Origin of the sequence: Xylanibacillus composti (assembly GCF_018403685.1) — a bacterium.
Taxonomy (GTDB): Bacteria; Bacillota; Bacilli; order Paenibacillales; family K13; genus Xylanibacillus; species Xylanibacillus composti.
Genome location: NZ_BOVK01000015.1, coordinates 224803 through 241757 on the forward strand (window position 1 = coordinate 224803; position 16955 = coordinate 241757).

Genomic DNA, 16955 nt, shown 5'->3' on the forward strand with positions numbered 1-16955 from the left:
GACATGGACATTCCAAGTGGCAGCATCTCTCCAGAGAAGGTACAATATAGGAAGACAGAAAACGCAGTGCTGCTGGAGAGGAGTTGGACGCAGTGGGTGAAACGCATGAGCCATCATACGGCCCGGGGCACAGCCCGGGCGAGCCGGAAGAAGCTTGGTACAATCGCAGCTTCGGCAAAGACTACCTGCTCGTTTACAAACATCGGGACAAGGCGGGCGCTTATGAGGAAGTACGGGCGATGGTCGGGTGGCTGTCTTTGCCCCAGGGGGCCAAAGTGTTGGATTTATGCTGCGGCATGGGCAGACATGCCATGGCGCTCCGCGATTTTGGCTATGATGTGACAGGCATGGATCTGTCCAAGACATTGCTCGCCGAGGCAATCCGGCACGACGATGGCGGGCAGGAGGGGCGGCGGGTCAATTGGATTCGCGGCGATATGCGGCAGGTGCCGCTCACTGGCCCATTCGACGCAGTCGTGAACCTGTTTACATCCTTCGGCTATTTTGACCACCATGAGGAGAACGCCCGGGTGCTCATGGAAATAGCGAGGCTGCTGCATGCGAAAGGCCGCTGGATCATCGATTTTCTGAATCCGGCGTACGTTCGGGAAACCCTTGTCCCGCATTCCGTGCGGGCAGATGGCATCACACAAATTGAAGAAATTCGGACGATTGCGGCAGGCTATGTCCGCAAGTCCATCATTTTGCGGGAGCCCGGGAGCAAGGAACGCCGTTATGAGGAGAAAGTTAGGCTGTATGAGCTTGATGATTTCAAACGCATGCTCAAGGAGGCCGGTCTGGTACTGGATGCCGTATATGGCGGACCGGATCAGACGGCATATGATCGCCTCCGGTCGCCGCGCATGATTATGATCGGGCACAAGCAAGCCGAATGAGAGGGGAGGCGTTCCGATGAGCACCGCGACAACCGCCGATACATTTTTTCGTCAGATTCAGCGCTTGAAAGTGCCCGTGCCTTTTCCGCTTAGATGGGTGAACAGCTACATCATTCGCGGACAAGAGGGCTACACGATATTGGATCCCGGCTTGCATACAGAGGCTGCGCGTGAAGCATGGCAAGCCTGGTTGAAGGAGCAGCGCATCGCCATGCGCGATATTCGCCAAATCGTGCTGACCCATCACCATCCTGACCATTACGGTCTGAGCGGATGGTTTCAGGAGGCAAGCGGGGCGCCTGTTTACATGTCCGGCAAGGGCTATAATCAGGTGAAGCAGCTTTGGCACGAGCCTTACCCCATGAATGCCGGGCTGCTCGCTTGCTACAGGGAGCATGGGATGGATGAGGCTACCCTCGAACAGGTTGAGGCCAATATGCGCGGATTTATCGATCAAGTAACCCCGCAGCCGGGAAAGGTGGAGCTGCTGGAGCCAGGACAGACGCTGATGCTTGGCGATCACGTCTACGAGCTGATGGAGACACATGGACACGCCTATGGACATCTCAGCTTCTATCAGCGTGAGCACCAGGCGCTGTTCTGCGGCGACCATGTACTTCCCGTCATCACCCCCAACGTCAGTTATTTGCCGGGGCTGGATGAGAATCCGCTGCTTTCCTTTATGGAGAGCTTGCAGCGCATGGCTGCGTTGCAGGTGCGGCAAGCATTCCCCGGACATCGGGACCCGTTCCAGCATTTCCGGGAGCGGACGCTGGAGCTGATCGGTCACCATGAGGAGCGGCTGGCGCACATCGCAGCGCTGCGAAAGTCCGGCATGACGGCGTATGAACTTTGCCGGGAGCTGTTCGGCACGCGGTTATCGATTCACCAGCTGCGATTTGCAATGGGCGAGACGATTGCGCATCTGGTCTATCTGGACAAGCGCCCGGAACCCCAGTAACGGGTGCAAGAAAAGCAGTTCGGGCGGCGCCATGGGAGCTAGCTGGTGCCTGCATGGGCATGGGCTATACGGCTGGATGCCGCCGCTGCGATCGCGCCCACAATATCATCGAGAAACGTATGGATGTGCCCGTCCTGCTTGTCATTCAGCCACTCCAGAATCCCCGGCTTCAGCTTGTCGATGTAGCCAAAATTGGTGAACCCGATGCTGCCATACACATTGACGATCGAGAACGCCAGCACCTCATCAACCCCGTACAAGCTCTCATCGTGCTTGATCATATCCTGCAGCGGATCGAGCAGCTTCCCTTCCTCCGCCAGCATGTCGAGCTGGATGCCAGTCAGCACGGCGTTCTGCACCTCACGCTTCTTCAGGACACGCTTCACGTTGTCCAAGCAGATGTCCATGGTTAATCCTTCCACATAATCCTTCTGCAAGAAATAGACGAGTTCGGCAATACCCTCAAGCCGGACTCCCCGTTGATCCAGCAAGCGGAATGTGGCGGCGGTTACTGCCTCGCTGTTCAAACGATAATTCATGGTCGTTTCGCTCCTTTTTCTCCTGTCCTATTGGGGCAGGCATTAGTATGTCCGGCACAGGGAAAAAGTAGTTATAAAACAAGTCCGGGCTCGTATACATAGTAGTACAAAACATGTGGGGAGGAAATGAACCATGAAACGTTCCAAATGGATTCGCTTGACGCTGGCGATCGCGCTGATCGGCATGACGGCGACAGGCTGCTCGCTCGGCGGCTCCGGGAATTCCGGCGCGATCGACCCGCCGCCCGCAGGGGAGCCGACGCCGCTGGACAGCGTGACCCCGACGGCAGCACAGGTTGAGGAAGCGCAGGAACAGCAGCAGGTTACCCTGTATTTTGAAGATGCGAACGGCTTCGTTGCGCCGGTGACCATGAATTTGCCGAAGGTCGAGTGGGTAGGCAAACAGGCACTATCATACATGGTGGAAGGCGGTCCCGGCGAAGCCGCACTGCCAGCCGGGTTTCGGTCGCTGCTGCCGGCCGGAACGGAAGTGAAAGGCATGAATATTGACGCTGAGCAGAAATTGGCTACTGTCAATTTCTCGCAAGCGTTCGAGCAATATGCAAAAGAGGATGAGCGCAAAATCCTGGAGGCCATTACTTGGACACTGACGAGCTTCCCTACGATCGATAAGGTTGAACTTTGGGTAGAGGGGCACCCGTTGAAGCAGATGCCGGTTGCGGGGACGCCGCTCGATGCTCCGCTGTCGAGGATAATGGGCATTAACCTCGAGCGCAGTCCGGGCGTAAGCGTCGGTCAGGCCACGCCGGTAACCGTATACTTCGAAGGGGCGGCAGGAGACTATCGCTATCTGGTTCCGGTTACGCGACTGATCCCGAGAACGGACAATTTGGCTGAAGCCGTCATGCAGCAGCTGATTGCGGGACCCGCCGAGAACAGCAACTTGTCGGCGGTGATGCTGCCGGACGTCGAAGTGCTTGACCTGATGGTTCAAGATGGGCTCGTAACCGTAGATTTGAGCGAAGAGGTGCGCGGTCCGGATGAGCGGGTGCCGGCCGAAAGCTTGCGCGCCGTAGTCATGTCGCTGTCCGATTCCTTGGAGGCGGAGCAGGTGCAAATCATGGTGGCCGGCAGCACGCAAGTCATCAGCACCGAGGAAGAGGCATATACGTTGCCTGTCAACCGCCCTGTTCATTTGAATAAGCTGGAATTTTGATTGGGATATTAGAGGGAGCGCTGCATGCCCGTTAAGGGAAGGGCGCTCTCTTTTGCTTTCCGGATCAGTTTGTTACAATAGGAGGCAGTGAGTTTTTGGAAGCGTGAAGGGATGCTAGATATCAAAAGGAGGAAGCAGCCAGTGAGACCAGACGGCAGACAGACGAATGAACTCCGGGACATGCAGATCATTCCCGGGTGGAACAAGCATGCGGAAGGCTCCGTACTAATTGAGGTGGGGGATACCCGCGTACTTTGTACCGCGACCGTGGAGGATCGAGTGCCGCCCTTTATGAAGGGGCAAGGCCGCGGATGGGTCACGGCGGAATATGCCATGCTGCCGAGAGCGACGGGCACACGCAATCAGCGGGAGGCAGCGAAAGGCAAGCTGGGCGGACGCACGATGGAAATTCAGCGTCTGATCGGACGAGCGCTTCGTTCGGTTGTAGATTTGGCCGCGCTTGGAGAACGTTCGGTTACACTGGATTGCGACGTACTGCAGGCAGACGGCGGCACACGGACGACATCCATTACCGGCGCGTTCGTGGCGATGGCCTTGGCCATGCAGAAACTGGTCGACAACGGTCAGCTGAAAAAGCTGCCGATCACCGATTATTTGGCATCGGTCAGCGTCGGGATCGTCAACGGCCAGCCGGTGCTCGATCTGAACTATGCGGAGGATTCCCAAGCGAAGGTGGACATGAATGTCGTCATGACCGGGAATGGGGCATTTGTCGAAGTACAGGGCACCGGGGAGGAAGCGCCATTCACCCGCGACGAGCTCAATGCCCTGCTTGCGCTGGCGGAAGAAGGGATCGGTCAGATGATTGCGAAGCAAAAGGCCGTTCTGGGCTCCGTCGGTGACCGAATTGAGGAGGCTGCAACCTATGCCAGCCGTTCCTAACCCTGTGGTGATTGCCACGCGCAATGCGGGCAAGGTGAAGGAATTCGAAGCGATGCTGGGCAAGCTCGGGCTAGAGGTGCAAAGCCTGGCGGACTATCCGGCTATTCCGGATATTCCCGAGGACGGAGCAACCTTTCGCGATAATGCAATCATCAAGGCAAGAGCGGTAGCCGAGAGATTGAATCGTGCTGTCATCGCCGATGATTCCGGCCTCTGCGTCGATCGTCTGGACGGCGCCCCAGGGGTATATTCCGCCCGGTTTGCCGGGGAGCAGGCGACAGACGCGGAGAACAATGCCAAGCTGCTGCGCAAGCTGCAGGAGCTGGCACCGGAATCAGCCTGGCCGCAAGGGGCGGATGCCGCAGACGGAACGTCCGTGGAGCTGCTAAGCGCGGCTCGCTTTGTCTGCGTCTTGGCGCTGGTTGTCCCTGGAAAGGAGCAGCCGGTCACAGCAGAAGGAAACTGTGAAGGCTTCATTCTCGGAAAGTCCAGGGGGGACGGCGGCTTCGGCTATGATCCGCTGTTCTATCTTCCGCAGCTCGGACAATCGATGGCGGAGCTGTCGTTAGAGGAAAAAAACCGCCTAAGCCATCGTTCGCAGGCGCTTAAGCGGTTTATGGAGCTTATTTCACACTGATTCGGTATTCCTTGAGCCAGAAATTGACCTGGGCCAAATAGGCGAACAGCTGCGGTCCGGTCATCAGCTGGCCGAACCAAGGGATATCAAAGCTGTCGCTCTCTGCAGCGGCCAGTTCACGCAGCTTGGGGACATTGATGAATGGCAGGATCGGCGAAGCGGGATCATCCAGAATATCGAGCATCCACGCTTTCACGGCCTTCATATAATTGGGATTGTGCGTTTTCGGATACGGGCTTTTTTTGCGGTATAACACATCCTCTGGCAATATTCCCTCCAGCGCTTTTCGCAAAATGCCCTTTTCCCGATTGCCTGATGTCTTCATCTCCCAAGGAATATTGTATACATAATCGACCAAGCGATGATCGCAATACGGCACCCGTACCTCCAGTCCGACCCGCATGCTCATCCGATCCTTGCGGTCAAGCAGCGTCGGCATGAAGCGGGTGATATTCAGGTAGGACATTTCTCGCATAGTTCTCAGCTTGGGAGATTCGCTAGGCAAATGGGACACCTCGGACAATGCCTGCTCGTATCGCCCTTTTACGTACGCTTCCGGCTGCGCGTAGTCAAGCAACTCCGGAGACAGGACGGACAAGCGCTCTTTCAGCTTGAGCGACCATGGAAAGGTATCGGCTTCAAGCGATTCATTTCGATGAAACCAAGGGTATCCGCCGAAGATTTCATCCGCTGCTTCACCCGAAAGCGCCACAGTGGCGCCTTTTTTAATTTCCCGGGAGAACAGCAGCAGGGAGCCGTCGATATCGGCCATGCCCGGTGTGTCGCGTGCCAAGACCACTTCTGTCAAGGAGTCGACGAGCTCGGGCGTATCAAATTCCACATACGTATGCCGCGTGCCGAGATGCTCCGACATCCGCTTGATCCATGGCGCATCGGCGTTCGGGGTGAAGGCGCTGGACTTGAAATGCTTGTCGTTATCCGCATAATCGACGGAATACGTGTCCAGTGCGCCGCGACCGCTATCGCGGTAGTGCGCTGCGGCAATCGCAGTCAATGCGCTGGAATCCAGACCGCCCGACAGCAATGTGCAGACCGGCACATCGGAAATGAGTTGACGGTGCACGGTGTCCAGCAGCAGCTCCCGGACGGCCGTCACAGTCTTTTCCAGATCATCGGTATGCTCGCGGCTTTCCAGCTTCCAGTAGGCGTGAATGCGCAGGCCTCCGCGTGTATAATGCAGGCAATGGCCTGGACGCAGCTCTTCCATGTGCTTGAAGATGCCGTGGCCGGGTGTTCGCGCAGGGCCGACGGCAAAGATTTCGGCCAGCGTCTCTTCATCCGCTTCCGGGTGAAAGCCGGGATGCGCAAGAATGGCCTTCGGTTCAGAGCCGAAGAGAAGGCTTCCGGTCCTGCATGAGTAGAAGAGGGGTTTGACGCCAAGGCGATCTCGCGCCATAAACAAAGTTTCGTCGACGTCATTCCATACCGCGAAGGCGAAAATGCCGTTCAGCTTCTCCACGCAGCTCGGTCCCCATTCCATGTATGCCAGCAGCAGCACCTCTGTGTCGCACATCGTATGGAAGCGATGTCCTCTGCATTTGAGCTCGCTGCGGAGCTCTGCAGCATTGTAAATTTCACCGTTGTACACAAGCGTATACGTTTTGACGCCCATCTTCCTCGACATCGGTTGAGCGCCATTCTCGGGATCGATGACACTCAATCTGCGATGCCCCAGCGCACAATGCGTGGAGAGCCAGGTTCCTTTGGCATCCGGGCCTCGCGGCGTCAGCGTTTCCGTCATCGATTCCACAATTGTAGGGTAATGGGCCAGATCCTTCATCCAATCGACCCACCCGGTAATTCCGCACATATGCTTTCTTCCTCTCCTCCATGTGATCTGATCAGCACGCTGCGATAGTGTCAATACCTCATTCGTATGCGCCTTAACGTCAGATAATGTCACATGAAAAAGAAAAAACCGGCTTTGCGGCCGGAGTCGGAGGAAGTCATAAAGCGATTTGCTTCATCATATCATTTTTCGTCCAAACATATACTCATTAGGAACGGGCACGGCGGTTGCGTGCGGCATGAATGGTGGAATCGACCGCCAATCCTATAAAAAACCATGTCATGACAGTCAAGGCGTAAATGACAGGTTTGCTTATGAGCTGAAGGCTTGTAAATAGCGGAATTATCCATGCCGGCGGGCTGAACAGGATCAGTACGATGTGGTCATGATCGAAGCCCATATAATGGTAGAAACAAAGCAGCACCGAGAATAATGTGAGCCAAAAAGTCACTTTCCATCGCACACCGAAGACCTCCTTCATCACTTCTAGCTTCAGTATGTCCAAGACAACCGCTTTTATGAAGAAGCATCCGGGTGGGCATGCTACGAATACATATTGATATATAAAGGAGGATGGCCATGAAGCCGTTTCGTTCAGCCCGCTTCATACGCATGGGTGAATGGCAGGAGCAGTCTGTTGCCGAAGTGGAAGCATATGTGGAGGGGGAGCAGAATCCGCTATCGGTCAGCATAGCCTGGGACGGCACACAGTATCGGGCTGTGCGCGTCCTGCGCAATCATGCTAATCGTGAACTCGATTGGTATGACAATGATCTGCACCAGGCATTTGAACAGGTGCAGGCTCCTTCGGACAGACAGGAAGGAAAAGAATGGGTATTGGCGCTTCTCGCTACCGACGGCTTGCAGGCTAGACTGGAGCAGGAAGCAGACCTGAAGCGGCAGGCAGCTACAAATATTCGCGGTTAACCTGTTCGTTGCGCAGCATTTGCTCGATTTTTTCCGTCAAGCGCTGATGGATGGCGGGTGGTTTTCTCCAAAAGAGAAGCCCCCGTCTTTTTTGTTTGCGCAGCAATTTCAACAAGTATTTTTTCTCCTCGGCGGTAAACAAACCAGCCAACTCCTTTCTTATCGATTTAATGAAGAAGCGGGTGATCATGTGGCTATTTTTTTTCTCATGCGTCGGGCATAGGCAAATTTTGCAACCACTGCAGCTGTTTATACGTATGAAGTAGAGGATTGTTTCAATGATCGAGACTCAAGGGGGACTAGTCGAAACTTCCTTTGACAAGTCGGGTAAATATCATTAGAATTAGGCATGTGTTAACTTCGTTCTTAACGTTCATAACAAACTGAACAATAGCAAGAGGGGAGAAGCAGATGCCGAATTCCATGGAGCGATTTCTGGAGAAATTGCAAAACCGCATGGCGGTAGACTTCGAGAAAGATATGTTCGCTCCCTTGGCCGGACGTATCATGAGTCAGCTGATCTTTGCGACTGAGCCGATGAGCTTGACGCAATTGGCCGATAACCTTAGTGTATCGAAAGCGGCAGTTAGTGTACAAGTACGCATTCTGGAAAGAATGGGGTTGTGCTATCGACTGGCCAAAGCGAGCGACCGCAAGGACTATTATGCGATTTGCGAGGATTTCAGCAGCCGAATCATGAATATGGTCATGGAGAAGACCCGAAACACCGTGTCCCGCCTGGAACAGCTATTATCCGAATTTCCGGATCGCGAGGAGGTTGAGAAGGAGGAACTTGCTGCTTATGACATTGGCAAGGCCAGGCTGAAAGAAGTCTTGAATATGCATTCCTTGTTCTGGGAAAGAATCAGTGACTTGGATAAGGTGTGGGAAGACATGAAGCATGAATAGGTTGGTTTCGTTGGCTGGTTCATATAAAGATTTTGTCTGAATGGAGAGGACATACGGATGAAGAAATCGATAAAGATGTTTGCATTAGTGTCGTTGGTTCTCATGCTGGCAGCATGCTCGGCAGGGATGCCGACGGGAGAAGGAGCAGATACGCCCACTCCGGTCCGGGTCAGTCTTGTGCAAGCCGGACAACTAACCCAGAATACCGAAATTATCGGATTGACGAAAGCTCATCAGCAAGTATCGATCATGCCGCAAGTTTCCGCTAAGCTGCTTGACCTTCATGTGAAGGAAGGCGATTCCGTGACAGAAGGGCAGCTTCTTGCGGAACTGGACAATAAGGATTTGCGCACTGCGCTAGAATTGGAGCAGGCCACTCTCGGTTTAAATCAGAACCAGTTGGCTTCTGCCCAATCTCGGATGAAGCAAGTAGAAGCCTCCGCCAAGGAAGCGATCGTACAGGCAGGCAAGATTGACGATCAACTGGAAGAAAATATTAATCAGGCCAGGCTGGCAGTTGAACAAGCGCAGTTGAACGTGGATGCGGCAAGCATTCGCGTGCGCCAGGCGACTTCACGCTTGGAGGACACTTCCATTTATGCGCCAGTTAGCGGCAGCATACTGAGCATTGGCGCTGTTAAGAATGAAATGGTCGGCATGCAGGCGCCGCTGTTTACGATCGTAACGATTGATCCGCTGATCGTTGAAGCGCAAGTGAGCGCGGAGCAGCTCCATTTGCTAGCCGTGGGAGAGGAGCGGACGGTTCATTTCTCAACGACTGGCGAAAACAAACCGGGCATTGTTGATTCCGTTTCGCCTGTTGCCAACCAAAGCGGTTTATATCCGGTTACCTTGAAAGTCGCCAACGAGGAAGGCGAGATCCGTCCGGGAATTCCGGCCAAGGTGCTCGTTCCTCGCGTACTGGCGGATGACACCCTGCTGGTTCCTACCGATGCTGTTGTAGAACAGGGCGGAGAGGCCTATCTCTACAAGGTAGTTGACGGGACAGCGCAGCGGGTGGAATTGACCATTTTGCATGCCTTGACCGATTTGACAGCTGTGCAAGGAGAACTGCAGGATGGCGATCAGGTCATTACAAGAGGCCAGCTGACAATTACCGATGGAAAAAGTGTGAACATTGTTGAGGAGGGGGCTTAATCGATGAAGCTCTCTAATCTGTCCATAAAACGTCCTATCGGACTCATCATGATCGTATTGGGCATCTTGGCGCTTGGCTTCGTCTCGCTCAGAAATTTGACCATTGATCTTTTCCCTGAAATTGATTTGCCGGTGGCTGCGATTACGACGACCTACAGCGGAGCGGGTCCGCAGGAAGTGGAGCAATTGGTGACCAGACCGCTTGAGTCCGCGCTCAGTTCCCTGCAAGGCATCGATACGATACAGTCGACCTCGCAGCCTAATGCCTCTCTGATCATCTTGCTCTTCCAGAACGGAACGAATTTGGACAATGCACTGCTGGAAGTGCGCGAGCGGGTAGATCAGGTGAAGGGCATGCTGCCGGACAACGCCGGCGATCCGAGCGTCATGCGCTTTGATCCGCAGCAGACGCCAATTATGGCATTAGGTTTGGCCGGAACGGATTTGTCCCGGTTGGAGAATGTGGCAGAAACACAAGTTATCCCTTATTTGGAACGCGTCGATCATGTCGCTTCCGTTACGACAATGGGCGGGCTAACGAGAGAGATTCAACTCGTCCTGGATCAGGCGCAGCTTAGGCAATATGGACTGTCGGCAGGCCAAATCGCGCAGGCGCTGCAGGCCGAGAACCGCTCTGCATCGGCGGGCGTTGTCTCCAAAGGCTCGCAGGAGCAGCAAATTCGCATCAATGGCGAATTTACGTCATTGCGAGATATTGCTTCCACGCTTATACCGCTGCCAGCCGGCGGCCATATTACCGTCGCAGATATTGCGGAAATCAACGATACATTCGCGGATGAGAGCACAATCACACAGGTAAACGACGAGCCGGGGCTGATCTTGTCCGTGATGAAGCAATCGGGCGGGAACACCGTTGAAGTGGCGGAAAGAGTCGGCAAGGCGATCGGCCAAATTCAGGAACGGCTGCCTGAAGGCATTGAATTAACCGTTGTGATGGATATGTCTATTTTTATCCGCAGCTCGATTGACTCTGTCTTGCAAAATTTGATCATTGGCGGCGGAATGGCTGTGTTGATTCTGCTCTTGTTCCTGCGCAGCATTCGCCCGGTCATGGTCAAAATTTAATCACGAGTACAGAGGGTAACATGTTAGAATTAAAAGTTGAAAGTACCAATCGAACTGAGCTATATGAAATCGAGTTGAGAACTGAACAGACTTACTATTCAACTTACTTTAACGGTTAGATCGAGGTGGGGATTATCCAATATCTTTAAGTTTAAATCATACGAATTATTTTTATGAAGGGCCAACTCAATGGGATATCGGAGTAAGAGCTGAAGATGCTTGGGATAAAGTGAAGGCTGTACACAGCGGAAATCCAAATTGGGGTAACGAAAGTGGGTTGAAAGATCAGTTTCTATGTCATGTTCACTATGCTGCAAATAAAAACCCGTGGAATATAGAACCATCTAGACCGGATGTAGGTTTTATTAATACTGTACTCAATTTATGTAATCCTGGATAGGATATATGGAGACTAGTATAATTCAAGGAGAAAACGGATGCATGTATTTGATGATTTTAGACCCATTTACATTTCCTTTATTTTCATTCTAATCATTTTATTGATATCTATTATTTTATATAAGAATAGATTAGGTATGATTAATGGATTTGTAATAACAAGTATCTCTTTAATAATTTTGATAGCGTCTATTTATATGACTAATCTAGCTGGCGTTTTAACCGATGAATTATCTATGTCTGGTGATGCTGTCTCCTTTTACATGTTCATTATGGTAGCTTTATTGTCTATTATAAATGTTGTTGCTTATTTTTATAAAAAACGCTAATGACCATGAACGTGCCTGGCCGGTGAGAACGGCCACAGAATGAAAACAAGCTCCCGCGTATGTACCAATACGTTCGGGAGTTTGTTGTTTCATTGTTTTTATCGGAAACTAGGCTTTTGCATAATGATAAGCATTCGAAATTATGGAAATGATATGGGGATGCAGCGGTTAACGAAGCAAACGCCCCATTGCGGAATTGTACGGTGAGGCCATTATAATGTCTTTTAACTCCTAATAATGATAGCGGGATGTGTGACAGATGAAAAATATATGGAGGATTTATAAGACAGATTGGATAAACATTGCGAAGGTGCCTGTTGGCATATTCATGATTATTGCGCTTGCGCTATTGCCCTCCATATACAGCTGGGTCAATCTTTATTCGGTATGGGATCCTTACGCGAATACAAGCGGCATCACTGTTGCCGTTACGAATGAAGATGAAGGGACAATCATGAACGAAACGGAAATCAATATCGGTCAAGAAGTGTTAGAAAGCTTGAAAGAAAATCGTCAGCTTGGTTGGACGTTTGTAGACAGGGAACAAGCAAGGCGGGGAGTCGAAAGAGGCGACTATTATGCCAGCCTGATGATTCCCGCTGATTTCTCCAGCAAACTGGTCAGCATTGCAACAGGACGTGTGGAGAGACCGACCATCGAGTATACGGTGAATGAAAAAATTAATGCGGTAGCCCCCAAGATTACCGGTTCGGGAGCATCAACCCTAACCTCGCAATTGAATGAAAACTTCATTCGGACTGTTAGTGAGACGGTTCTTGAGCAGCTTCAAGAAGTTGGAATTGAGATTGAAAAGGAACTTCCGACTATTCGAAAGGTCGAGCATGCGGTGCTGACCTTAGAAGAATCGCTTCCGCACATTGACAATATGGCGCAATCATTGCTTGAGATGGAGACGAAACTGCCTGAATTACACGACAAAGCACAGACTATTACCGTTATAGAGGAGAACATTCCCGGTTTGTATCGGGCCGGGGAGACCATTCTCCATCTGGAAGAACAATGGCCTCATATAACAGAAGCAGCCGACCGGGTTGTGGAACTGCAGCAAAAAATCCCTGAGATTCAACAACTATTGGAGCATTTTGGTATGCTCGTGCAACACTTCGATCAGGCGGAAGAAGTCATGACTGGCGCGATTAGCCGTACGGAACAAGCCGCACACATCGTGAACCTGGCACAACAGGCCATTCCGGACGTGAGACAGCTTGTTGAGCGGGGAGATGCTTTGTCCAGCGCTCTTGAGCAGTACTTGACAGAGCATGAAGATGCCTTTGCCCTGCTTCCCGGTATCATCAAGCAAAACCTCCTGTTGATGCGGCAAACCTCCCAATCCGTATCTGATTTAACCGGAATGCTGATGGAGGCCGATGTCGATCCGGAAAAAGCGCTGCCCCTGCTAAACTTTACAGGAAGCAGTTTGGCGAAGGGAGCAGAAATTGCCGGTCATACCTCGGAATTGCTGCACAGATTGAACACGCACCTTCAGAGCCCGATTCTCGACAATTGGAGCGAGTGGCTTCATGCATTGCAATCCAATATGGAGCAAAGGGCGGAAGTGGTACAGAAGATCAGCTATGTGATGGAACGCGGGGAGAAGCCTGCGCGGGAGCTTATCATGCAGTTGGACGCGCTGTCGCAGGATGCCAATCGGCTGTTGGACAGACTGCTGCTTTCATTCGATGCCGAGATTGTTCCCGCTGTCGAACAAGCCATAAATACCTTGGTTACAAGGCTCGGGACTGCATCGGATGTCATGCAAAGCGTTGTGGGAAATTTGGACAATCTTGAGGAGATATTGAATAGTGCCCAGTCAGGCATTCAATATGGATTGGAGCGTCTGTCCGAGCTGCAGCAGGACCTTCCGGCGATCGGCGACAAGCTGGAGCAAGTTTATTCCGGGATGCAGGATAAACTTGATCTATTCATGGGGGCAGTAAATACAGCGGTTCCCTTCATGCAAAATGAATTGCCGGAAATCGAACAGAGACTTCATCAGGCAGCGGACTTTGTCCGCAACGACTTGCCCCAAGTCGAGGAACATATTCACCGCTTGTCTGATTTTGTACAGCATCGTCTTCCTGAGCTGGAGCGCATATTCGGGATGAGTACGGATTTTATGCGCAACGACCTGCCTGAAGTGGAGGATGCGGTACGGAAAGCGGCTGATCGGATCAGGCAATTGCAAGGCAAGGAGGATGCGTTAGCGGAACTGGCGGCAATCATTAGAGGAGATATTGCGGAGGAGAGCGATTTTCTGTCTCAGCCTGTACAAATTCAAGAAAATCGTCTTTATCCGATTCCGAATTACGGATCCGCAATGGCGCCGTTTTACAGTGTGTTGTCGATTTGGGTCGGATCCACGCTATTGATCTCACTGCTGAAGACGGAGGTGGAAAATCCGAATGGCGTCTATCGACCGCGCCAGATGTTTATCGGCAGATGGCTTACGTTTCTGACGATTGGCGTCAGTCAAGCGTTGATCATGGCACTGGGCAACATCTATTTGCTAAATATCTATGCCGTTCATCCCGGTTGGTTTGTCGTATTTGCTGTATGCATCAGTCTCTTGTTCATTACGATTACGTACTCGCTCTTGGCCGTCTTCGGCAACATTGGCAAGGGGATCGCAATCATATTTATGGTGCTTCAATTTTCAAGTTCGGGGGGCACCTTCCCAGTTGCAACAACTGCGCCTATTTTTCAGGCGTTAAATCCGTATATGCCGTTTACGTATGCGATCAGCTTATTAAGAGAAGCGGTAGGCGGAATCTATACGGAGACCGTGACGAAAGACATCGTCGTGATTATGTTGATGACAGCGATTTGCCTTGCTCTGGCGTTTGTTCTCAGGAAGCCGCTGAGCGGTATTACAAAGCGCTCAGCGGAACAGGTGAAACGTACGAAGATAATGTCATGAACAGGACCTGCTGCCGCCATTCTGGCACGCAGCAGGTTGAAATGACAGGTTCATCCTTGCAAAGGCAGTATGCAGAAGCAAAGAAAAGGGGCTGTCCCAAAAGTCATAAAATGACTTGGGGGCAGCTTCTTCTTTAGTTCGAGAACAATGGCTTTGCTCTTCACGGGTGAGGGTATGGGCTCCGGCCGCTGTTGAACATCGTGTTCTGGTTATTAAATTAGTCAGAGGTGAGAACACGACGTTCAAGAGGCGGACGTATACTCCTCCACCCATACCCCACCCTCGCGCTTTTTGTTCTCCTCTCCGAAGCTGACCCCAAGTCTAAAAATTCTTTGGAATATCCCTAAAAATAAACAAAAAGAAATCGCCCTTTGGTAAAATGGAAGTACCACCAACCATTCCGAAAGGAGCGATTTCTTTGTACATTCAATATACCATGGACCAACTCTGTCTGCCAATGGATTTAGAAGAAGATATTCCACCTAACCATCTCGTAAGAGTCGTAAACGTCGCCGTCAATCAGTTGGATGATGCGATCTTCGATGCCGCCTATCCCGGCGGAGGACGGGATAGTTACCACCCCAAGATGCTGACCAAAGTCCTCATTTATGCGTACACCCAACACATTTACTCTTCCCGTCAAATTGCTAAGGCCGTTCGTGAAAACATTATGTTTATGTGGATCGCCGGCAGACAGCGTCCGGACTTCCGCACGATCAACCGCTTTCGCTCAGAACGAATGAAAGATATCTTGGAGAGCGTCTTCACGGCTGTACTTCAATTTCTGGCCGATGAGAAGTATGTGAAGCTGGAGCATTATTTCGTGGATGGAACCAAAATTGAAGCCAATGCCAATCGGTATACCTTTGTCTGGGGGAAGGCCGTTGTAAAACATAAAATGAGACTTCAAGAAAAGGTAAAGACACTATTCGCGTCCATCGAAGAGGCGGAAAAAGATGAAGATCGTCTCCATCATAGCAAGGACTTGAACGAACTGGGAGAAGAGGCAGAACTGACGAGTGAAAAGCTCGAGACAGCGGTCAAGCAACTGGAAGAGAAGCTCCAAGCAAAGCCGAAGGACAAGCCACTGAAGAAAGCCGTGCGTCAAATACGCAAAGACTTGCTCCCTCGCCTGCAAAAGTACGAACGGTACGAGGACGTACTCGGAGATCGAAACAGCTTCAGCAAGACCGATCCTGATGCGACCTTCATGCGCATGAAGGAAGACCATATGCGAAATGGTCAACTGAAGCCAGGATACAATGTGCAAATCGGAACAGAGAATCAGTTCATTGTGGGATACAGTCTTCATCAACGACCTACGGACACACGATGTTTGAAGCCCCATCTAGAGAAGGTCAAAGCGAATCTAGGCAAATTGCCAAGCACCGTGATTGCAGATGCAGGTTACGGTGGAGAAGAGAATTACGCGTACCTGGAAGAAGAAAAGATTGAGGCCATCGTAAAGTATGGAACGTACCACAAGGAAAAGTCGAAGAAGTGGAAGGAAGACATCAGCAAGATCGATAATTGGACCTATGTCGAGGAAACAGATGCGTGGATCTGCCCCAATGGCCAGGAGCTATTCTTCCATCGTGAAAGCAAGGGAAAGACAGACAGCGGATACGAGGTTGTACACCGTCATTATCGCAGTCAGAGTTGCTTGGATTGTCCACTCAAGAGCAGCTGTACGAAAGCAGCTGGAAACCGTGAGCTGAGAATCAGCATGAAGTATTTACGATACAAAAAACAAATGCGGGACAAGCTGAGTAGCGAAGAAGGTTACGCCTTAGCTGTACGACGAATGATCGAACCGGAAAGTGTGTTTGGGCAAATGAAGAACAATCGAGGGTTCCGCCGTTTCCTGCTTCGAGGGCTGACAAAAGTCAGTCTAGAAGTCGGGTGGCTTTCGCTCGCTCATAACTTGATGAAGAAAGCAAAAATAGATCAAAAAAGACAAATGGTTGGGCAAGAGTAACACACTCTGCCCAACCATTTTTTAAGGAATATCGGATTTACAAGAGATAGCTGTCCCTTCAGCCATGATTTTTGGGCTTATGGGACAGCCCCTTTAGATGTAATATGTATGGCGTCCCAGGAGGGATTCGAACCCCCGACCGACGGCTTAGAAGGCCGTTGCTCTATCCAGCTGAGCTACTGGGACAACATATCATATAATAGCACGATGTTGTGAGGGATGCAACACCAAATCGTGCCTGTTGTCAATAGTCTGTGAAAATGTCACCTTAACTTTTCTAAGAAAATGTCACTTTCAGTGTGGATCGA

At 51.5% G+C, this 16955-nt stretch carries 17 protein-coding genes and 1 tRNA gene; 13 read left to right on the top strand and 5 right to left on the bottom strand.

Going from position 1 to position 16955, the window contains the following annotated elements; all coding sequences use genetic code 11:
* The first annotated feature begins 92 nt into the window (after positions 1–92).
* Together XYCOK13_RS06820 and XYCOK13_RS06825 are read left to right on the top strand one after the other, a co-directional pair.
* Positions 93–896: a class I SAM-dependent methyltransferase gene (locus tag XYCOK13_RS06820; RefSeq protein WP_244865042.1), complete on the top strand. Its 804-nt coding sequence runs from the start codon at positions 93–95 to the stop codon at positions 894–896.
* Between the two features lie 16 nt (positions 897–912).
* Positions 913–1857, top strand: coding sequence for an MBL fold metallo-hydrolase (locus XYCOK13_RS06825; protein WP_213411121.1), 945 nt, complete (start codon positions 913–915; stop codon positions 1855–1857).
* A 38-nt stretch (positions 1858–1895) separates the two neighbouring features.
* On the opposite strand, the gene XYCOK13_RS06830 is transcribed toward XYCOK13_RS06825, so the two are convergent.
* Complete coding sequence (locus XYCOK13_RS06830; RefSeq protein WP_213411122.1) at positions 1896–2396, bottom strand: phosphatidylglycerophosphatase A family protein; 501 nt, start codon at positions 2394–2396, stop codon at positions 1896–1898.
* Between the two features lie 133 nt (positions 2397–2529).
* On the opposite strand from XYCOK13_RS06830, the gene XYCOK13_RS06835 reads away from it, so the two are divergent.
* The 3 genes from XYCOK13_RS06835 (at position 2530) to XYCOK13_RS06845 (ending at position 5113) form a co-directional block, all read left to right on the top strand.
* Complete coding sequence (locus XYCOK13_RS06835) at positions 2530–3573, top strand: GerMN domain-containing protein (protein ID WP_213411123.1); 1044 nt, start codon at positions 2530–2532, stop codon at positions 3571–3573.
* A gap of 141 nt (positions 3574–3714) precedes the next feature.
* Positions 3715–4476 carry a ribonuclease PH gene (gene rph, locus XYCOK13_RS06840; RefSeq protein WP_213411124.1) on the top strand — a complete coding sequence of 254 codons (762 nt, stop codon included), beginning with the start codon at positions 3715–3717 and terminating at the stop codon, positions 4474–4476.
* Entirely contained in the window at positions 4460–5113 is a 654-nt protein-coding gene (locus tag XYCOK13_RS06845; protein WP_213411125.1) for a non-canonical purine NTP pyrophosphatase, read from the top strand. The genes rph and XYCOK13_RS06845 overlap by 17 nt, the downstream gene beginning before the upstream one ends.
* On the opposite strand, the gene asnB is transcribed toward XYCOK13_RS06845, so the two are convergent.
* Complete coding sequence (asnB, locus tag XYCOK13_RS06850; RefSeq protein WP_213411126.1) at positions 5100–6944, bottom strand: asparagine synthase (glutamine-hydrolyzing); 1845 nt, start codon at positions 6942–6944, stop codon at positions 5100–5102. The two genes, XYCOK13_RS06845 and asnB, sit on opposite strands and share 14 nt — an antisense overlap.
* Before the next feature lie 187 nt (positions 6945–7131).
* The gene (locus XYCOK13_RS06855; protein WP_213411127.1) at positions 7132–7386 is read right to left on the bottom strand and encodes a hypothetical protein; all 255 of its coding nucleotides are present in this window, start codon (positions 7384–7386) and stop codon (positions 7132–7134) included.
* Between the two features lie 116 nt (positions 7387–7502).
* Between XYCOK13_RS06855 and XYCOK13_RS06860 the strand changes: the two genes are divergently transcribed.
* Positions 7503–7850, top strand: coding sequence for a hypothetical protein (locus tag XYCOK13_RS06860; protein WP_213411128.1), 348 nt, complete (start codon positions 7503–7505; stop codon positions 7848–7850).
* Here the strand turns inward: XYCOK13_RS06860 and XYCOK13_RS06865 are convergent.
* Positions 7831–7992, bottom strand: a complete 162-nt coding sequence (locus tag XYCOK13_RS06865; protein WP_213411129.1) for a hypothetical protein — start codon at positions 7990–7992, stop codon at positions 7831–7833. The two genes, XYCOK13_RS06860 and XYCOK13_RS06865, sit on opposite strands and share 20 nt — an antisense overlap.
* Before the next feature lie 269 nt (positions 7993–8261).
* Between XYCOK13_RS06865 and XYCOK13_RS06870 the strand changes: the two genes are divergently transcribed.
* The 7 genes from XYCOK13_RS06870 to XYCOK13_RS06900 all read left to right on the top strand — a co-directional run bounded on the left by XYCOK13_RS06870 (position 8262) and on the right by XYCOK13_RS06900 (position 16647).
* Entirely contained in the window at positions 8262–8759 is a 498-nt protein-coding gene (locus tag XYCOK13_RS06870) for a GbsR/MarR family transcriptional regulator (RefSeq protein WP_213411130.1), read from the top strand.
* A 57-nt stretch (positions 8760–8816) separates the two neighbouring features.
* The gene (locus XYCOK13_RS06875; RefSeq protein ID WP_213411131.1) at positions 8817–9917 is read left to right on the top strand and encodes an efflux RND transporter periplasmic adaptor subunit; all 1101 of its coding nucleotides are present in this window, start codon (positions 8817–8819) and stop codon (positions 9915–9917) included.
* A 3-nt stretch (positions 9918–9920) separates the two neighbouring features.
* Entirely contained in the window at positions 9921–11003 is a 1083-nt protein-coding gene (locus tag XYCOK13_RS06880) for an efflux RND transporter permease subunit (RefSeq protein ID WP_213411132.1), read from the top strand.
* 196 nt (positions 11004–11199) lie between these two features.
* A complete protein-coding gene (locus XYCOK13_RS06885; protein WP_280520881.1) occupies positions 11200–11403 on the top strand; it encodes a DUF2599 domain-containing protein in 204 nt (67 codons plus the stop codon).
* 37 nt (positions 11404–11440) lie between these two features.
* Complete coding sequence (locus XYCOK13_RS06890) at positions 11441–11731, top strand: hypothetical protein (RefSeq protein ID WP_213411133.1); 291 nt, start codon at positions 11441–11443, stop codon at positions 11729–11731.
* A 259-nt stretch (positions 11732–11990) separates the two neighbouring features.
* Positions 11991–14669, top strand: a complete 2679-nt coding sequence (locus tag XYCOK13_RS06895) for a YhgE/Pip domain-containing protein (RefSeq protein WP_213411134.1) — start codon at positions 11991–11993, stop codon at positions 14667–14669.
* Positions 14670–15087: 418 nt separating this feature from the next.
* Positions 15088–16647: an IS1182 family transposase gene (locus tag XYCOK13_RS06900; protein WP_213411135.1), complete on the top strand. Its 1560-nt coding sequence runs from the start codon at positions 15088–15090 to the stop codon at positions 16645–16647.
* Between the two features lie 109 nt (positions 16648–16756).
* Here XYCOK13_RS06900 and XYCOK13_RS06905 read toward each other — a convergent pair.
* Positions 16757–16833 (bottom strand) — tRNA-Arg (locus XYCOK13_RS06905).
* Positions 16834–16955 lie beyond the last annotated feature (122 nt).

Excerpts from the sequence above, each read along its gene's own strand:
- XYCOK13_RS06825 (WP_213411121.1), top strand. The coding sequence starts at position 913 with ATGAGCACCGCGACAACCGCCGATACATTTTTTCGTCAGATTCAGCGC.
- XYCOK13_RS06830 (WP_213411122.1), bottom strand. The coding sequence starts at position 2,396 with ATGAATTATCGTTTGAACAGCGAGGCAGTAACCGCCGCCACATTCCGC.
- XYCOK13_RS06835 (WP_213411123.1), top strand. The coding sequence starts at position 2,530 with ATGAAACGTTCCAAATGGATTCGCTTGACGCTGGCGATCGCGCTGATC.
- XYCOK13_RS06845 (WP_213411125.1), top strand. The coding sequence starts at position 4,460 with ATGCCAGCCGTTCCTAACCCTGTGGTGATTGCCACGCGCAATGCGGGC.
- asnB (WP_213411126.1), bottom strand. The coding sequence starts at position 6,944 with ATGTGCGGAATTACCGGGTGGGTCGATTGGATGAAGGATCTGGCCCAT.
- XYCOK13_RS06860 (WP_213411128.1), top strand. The coding sequence starts at position 7,503 with ATGAAGCCGTTTCGTTCAGCCCGCTTCATACGCATGGGTGAATGGCAG.
- XYCOK13_RS06870 (WP_213411130.1), top strand. The coding sequence starts at position 8,262 with ATGCCGAATTCCATGGAGCGATTTCTGGAGAAATTGCAAAACCGCATG.
- XYCOK13_RS06875 (WP_213411131.1), top strand. The coding sequence starts at position 8,817 with ATGAAGAAATCGATAAAGATGTTTGCATTAGTGTCGTTGGTTCTCATG.
- XYCOK13_RS06880 (WP_213411132.1), top strand. The coding sequence starts at position 9,921 with ATGAAGCTCTCTAATCTGTCCATAAAACGTCCTATCGGACTCATCATG.
- XYCOK13_RS06890 (WP_213411133.1), top strand. The coding sequence starts at position 11,441 with ATGCATGTATTTGATGATTTTAGACCCATTTACATTTCCTTTATTTTC.
- XYCOK13_RS06895 (WP_213411134.1), top strand. The coding sequence starts at position 11,991 with ATGAAAAATATATGGAGGATTTATAAGACAGATTGGATAAACATTGCG.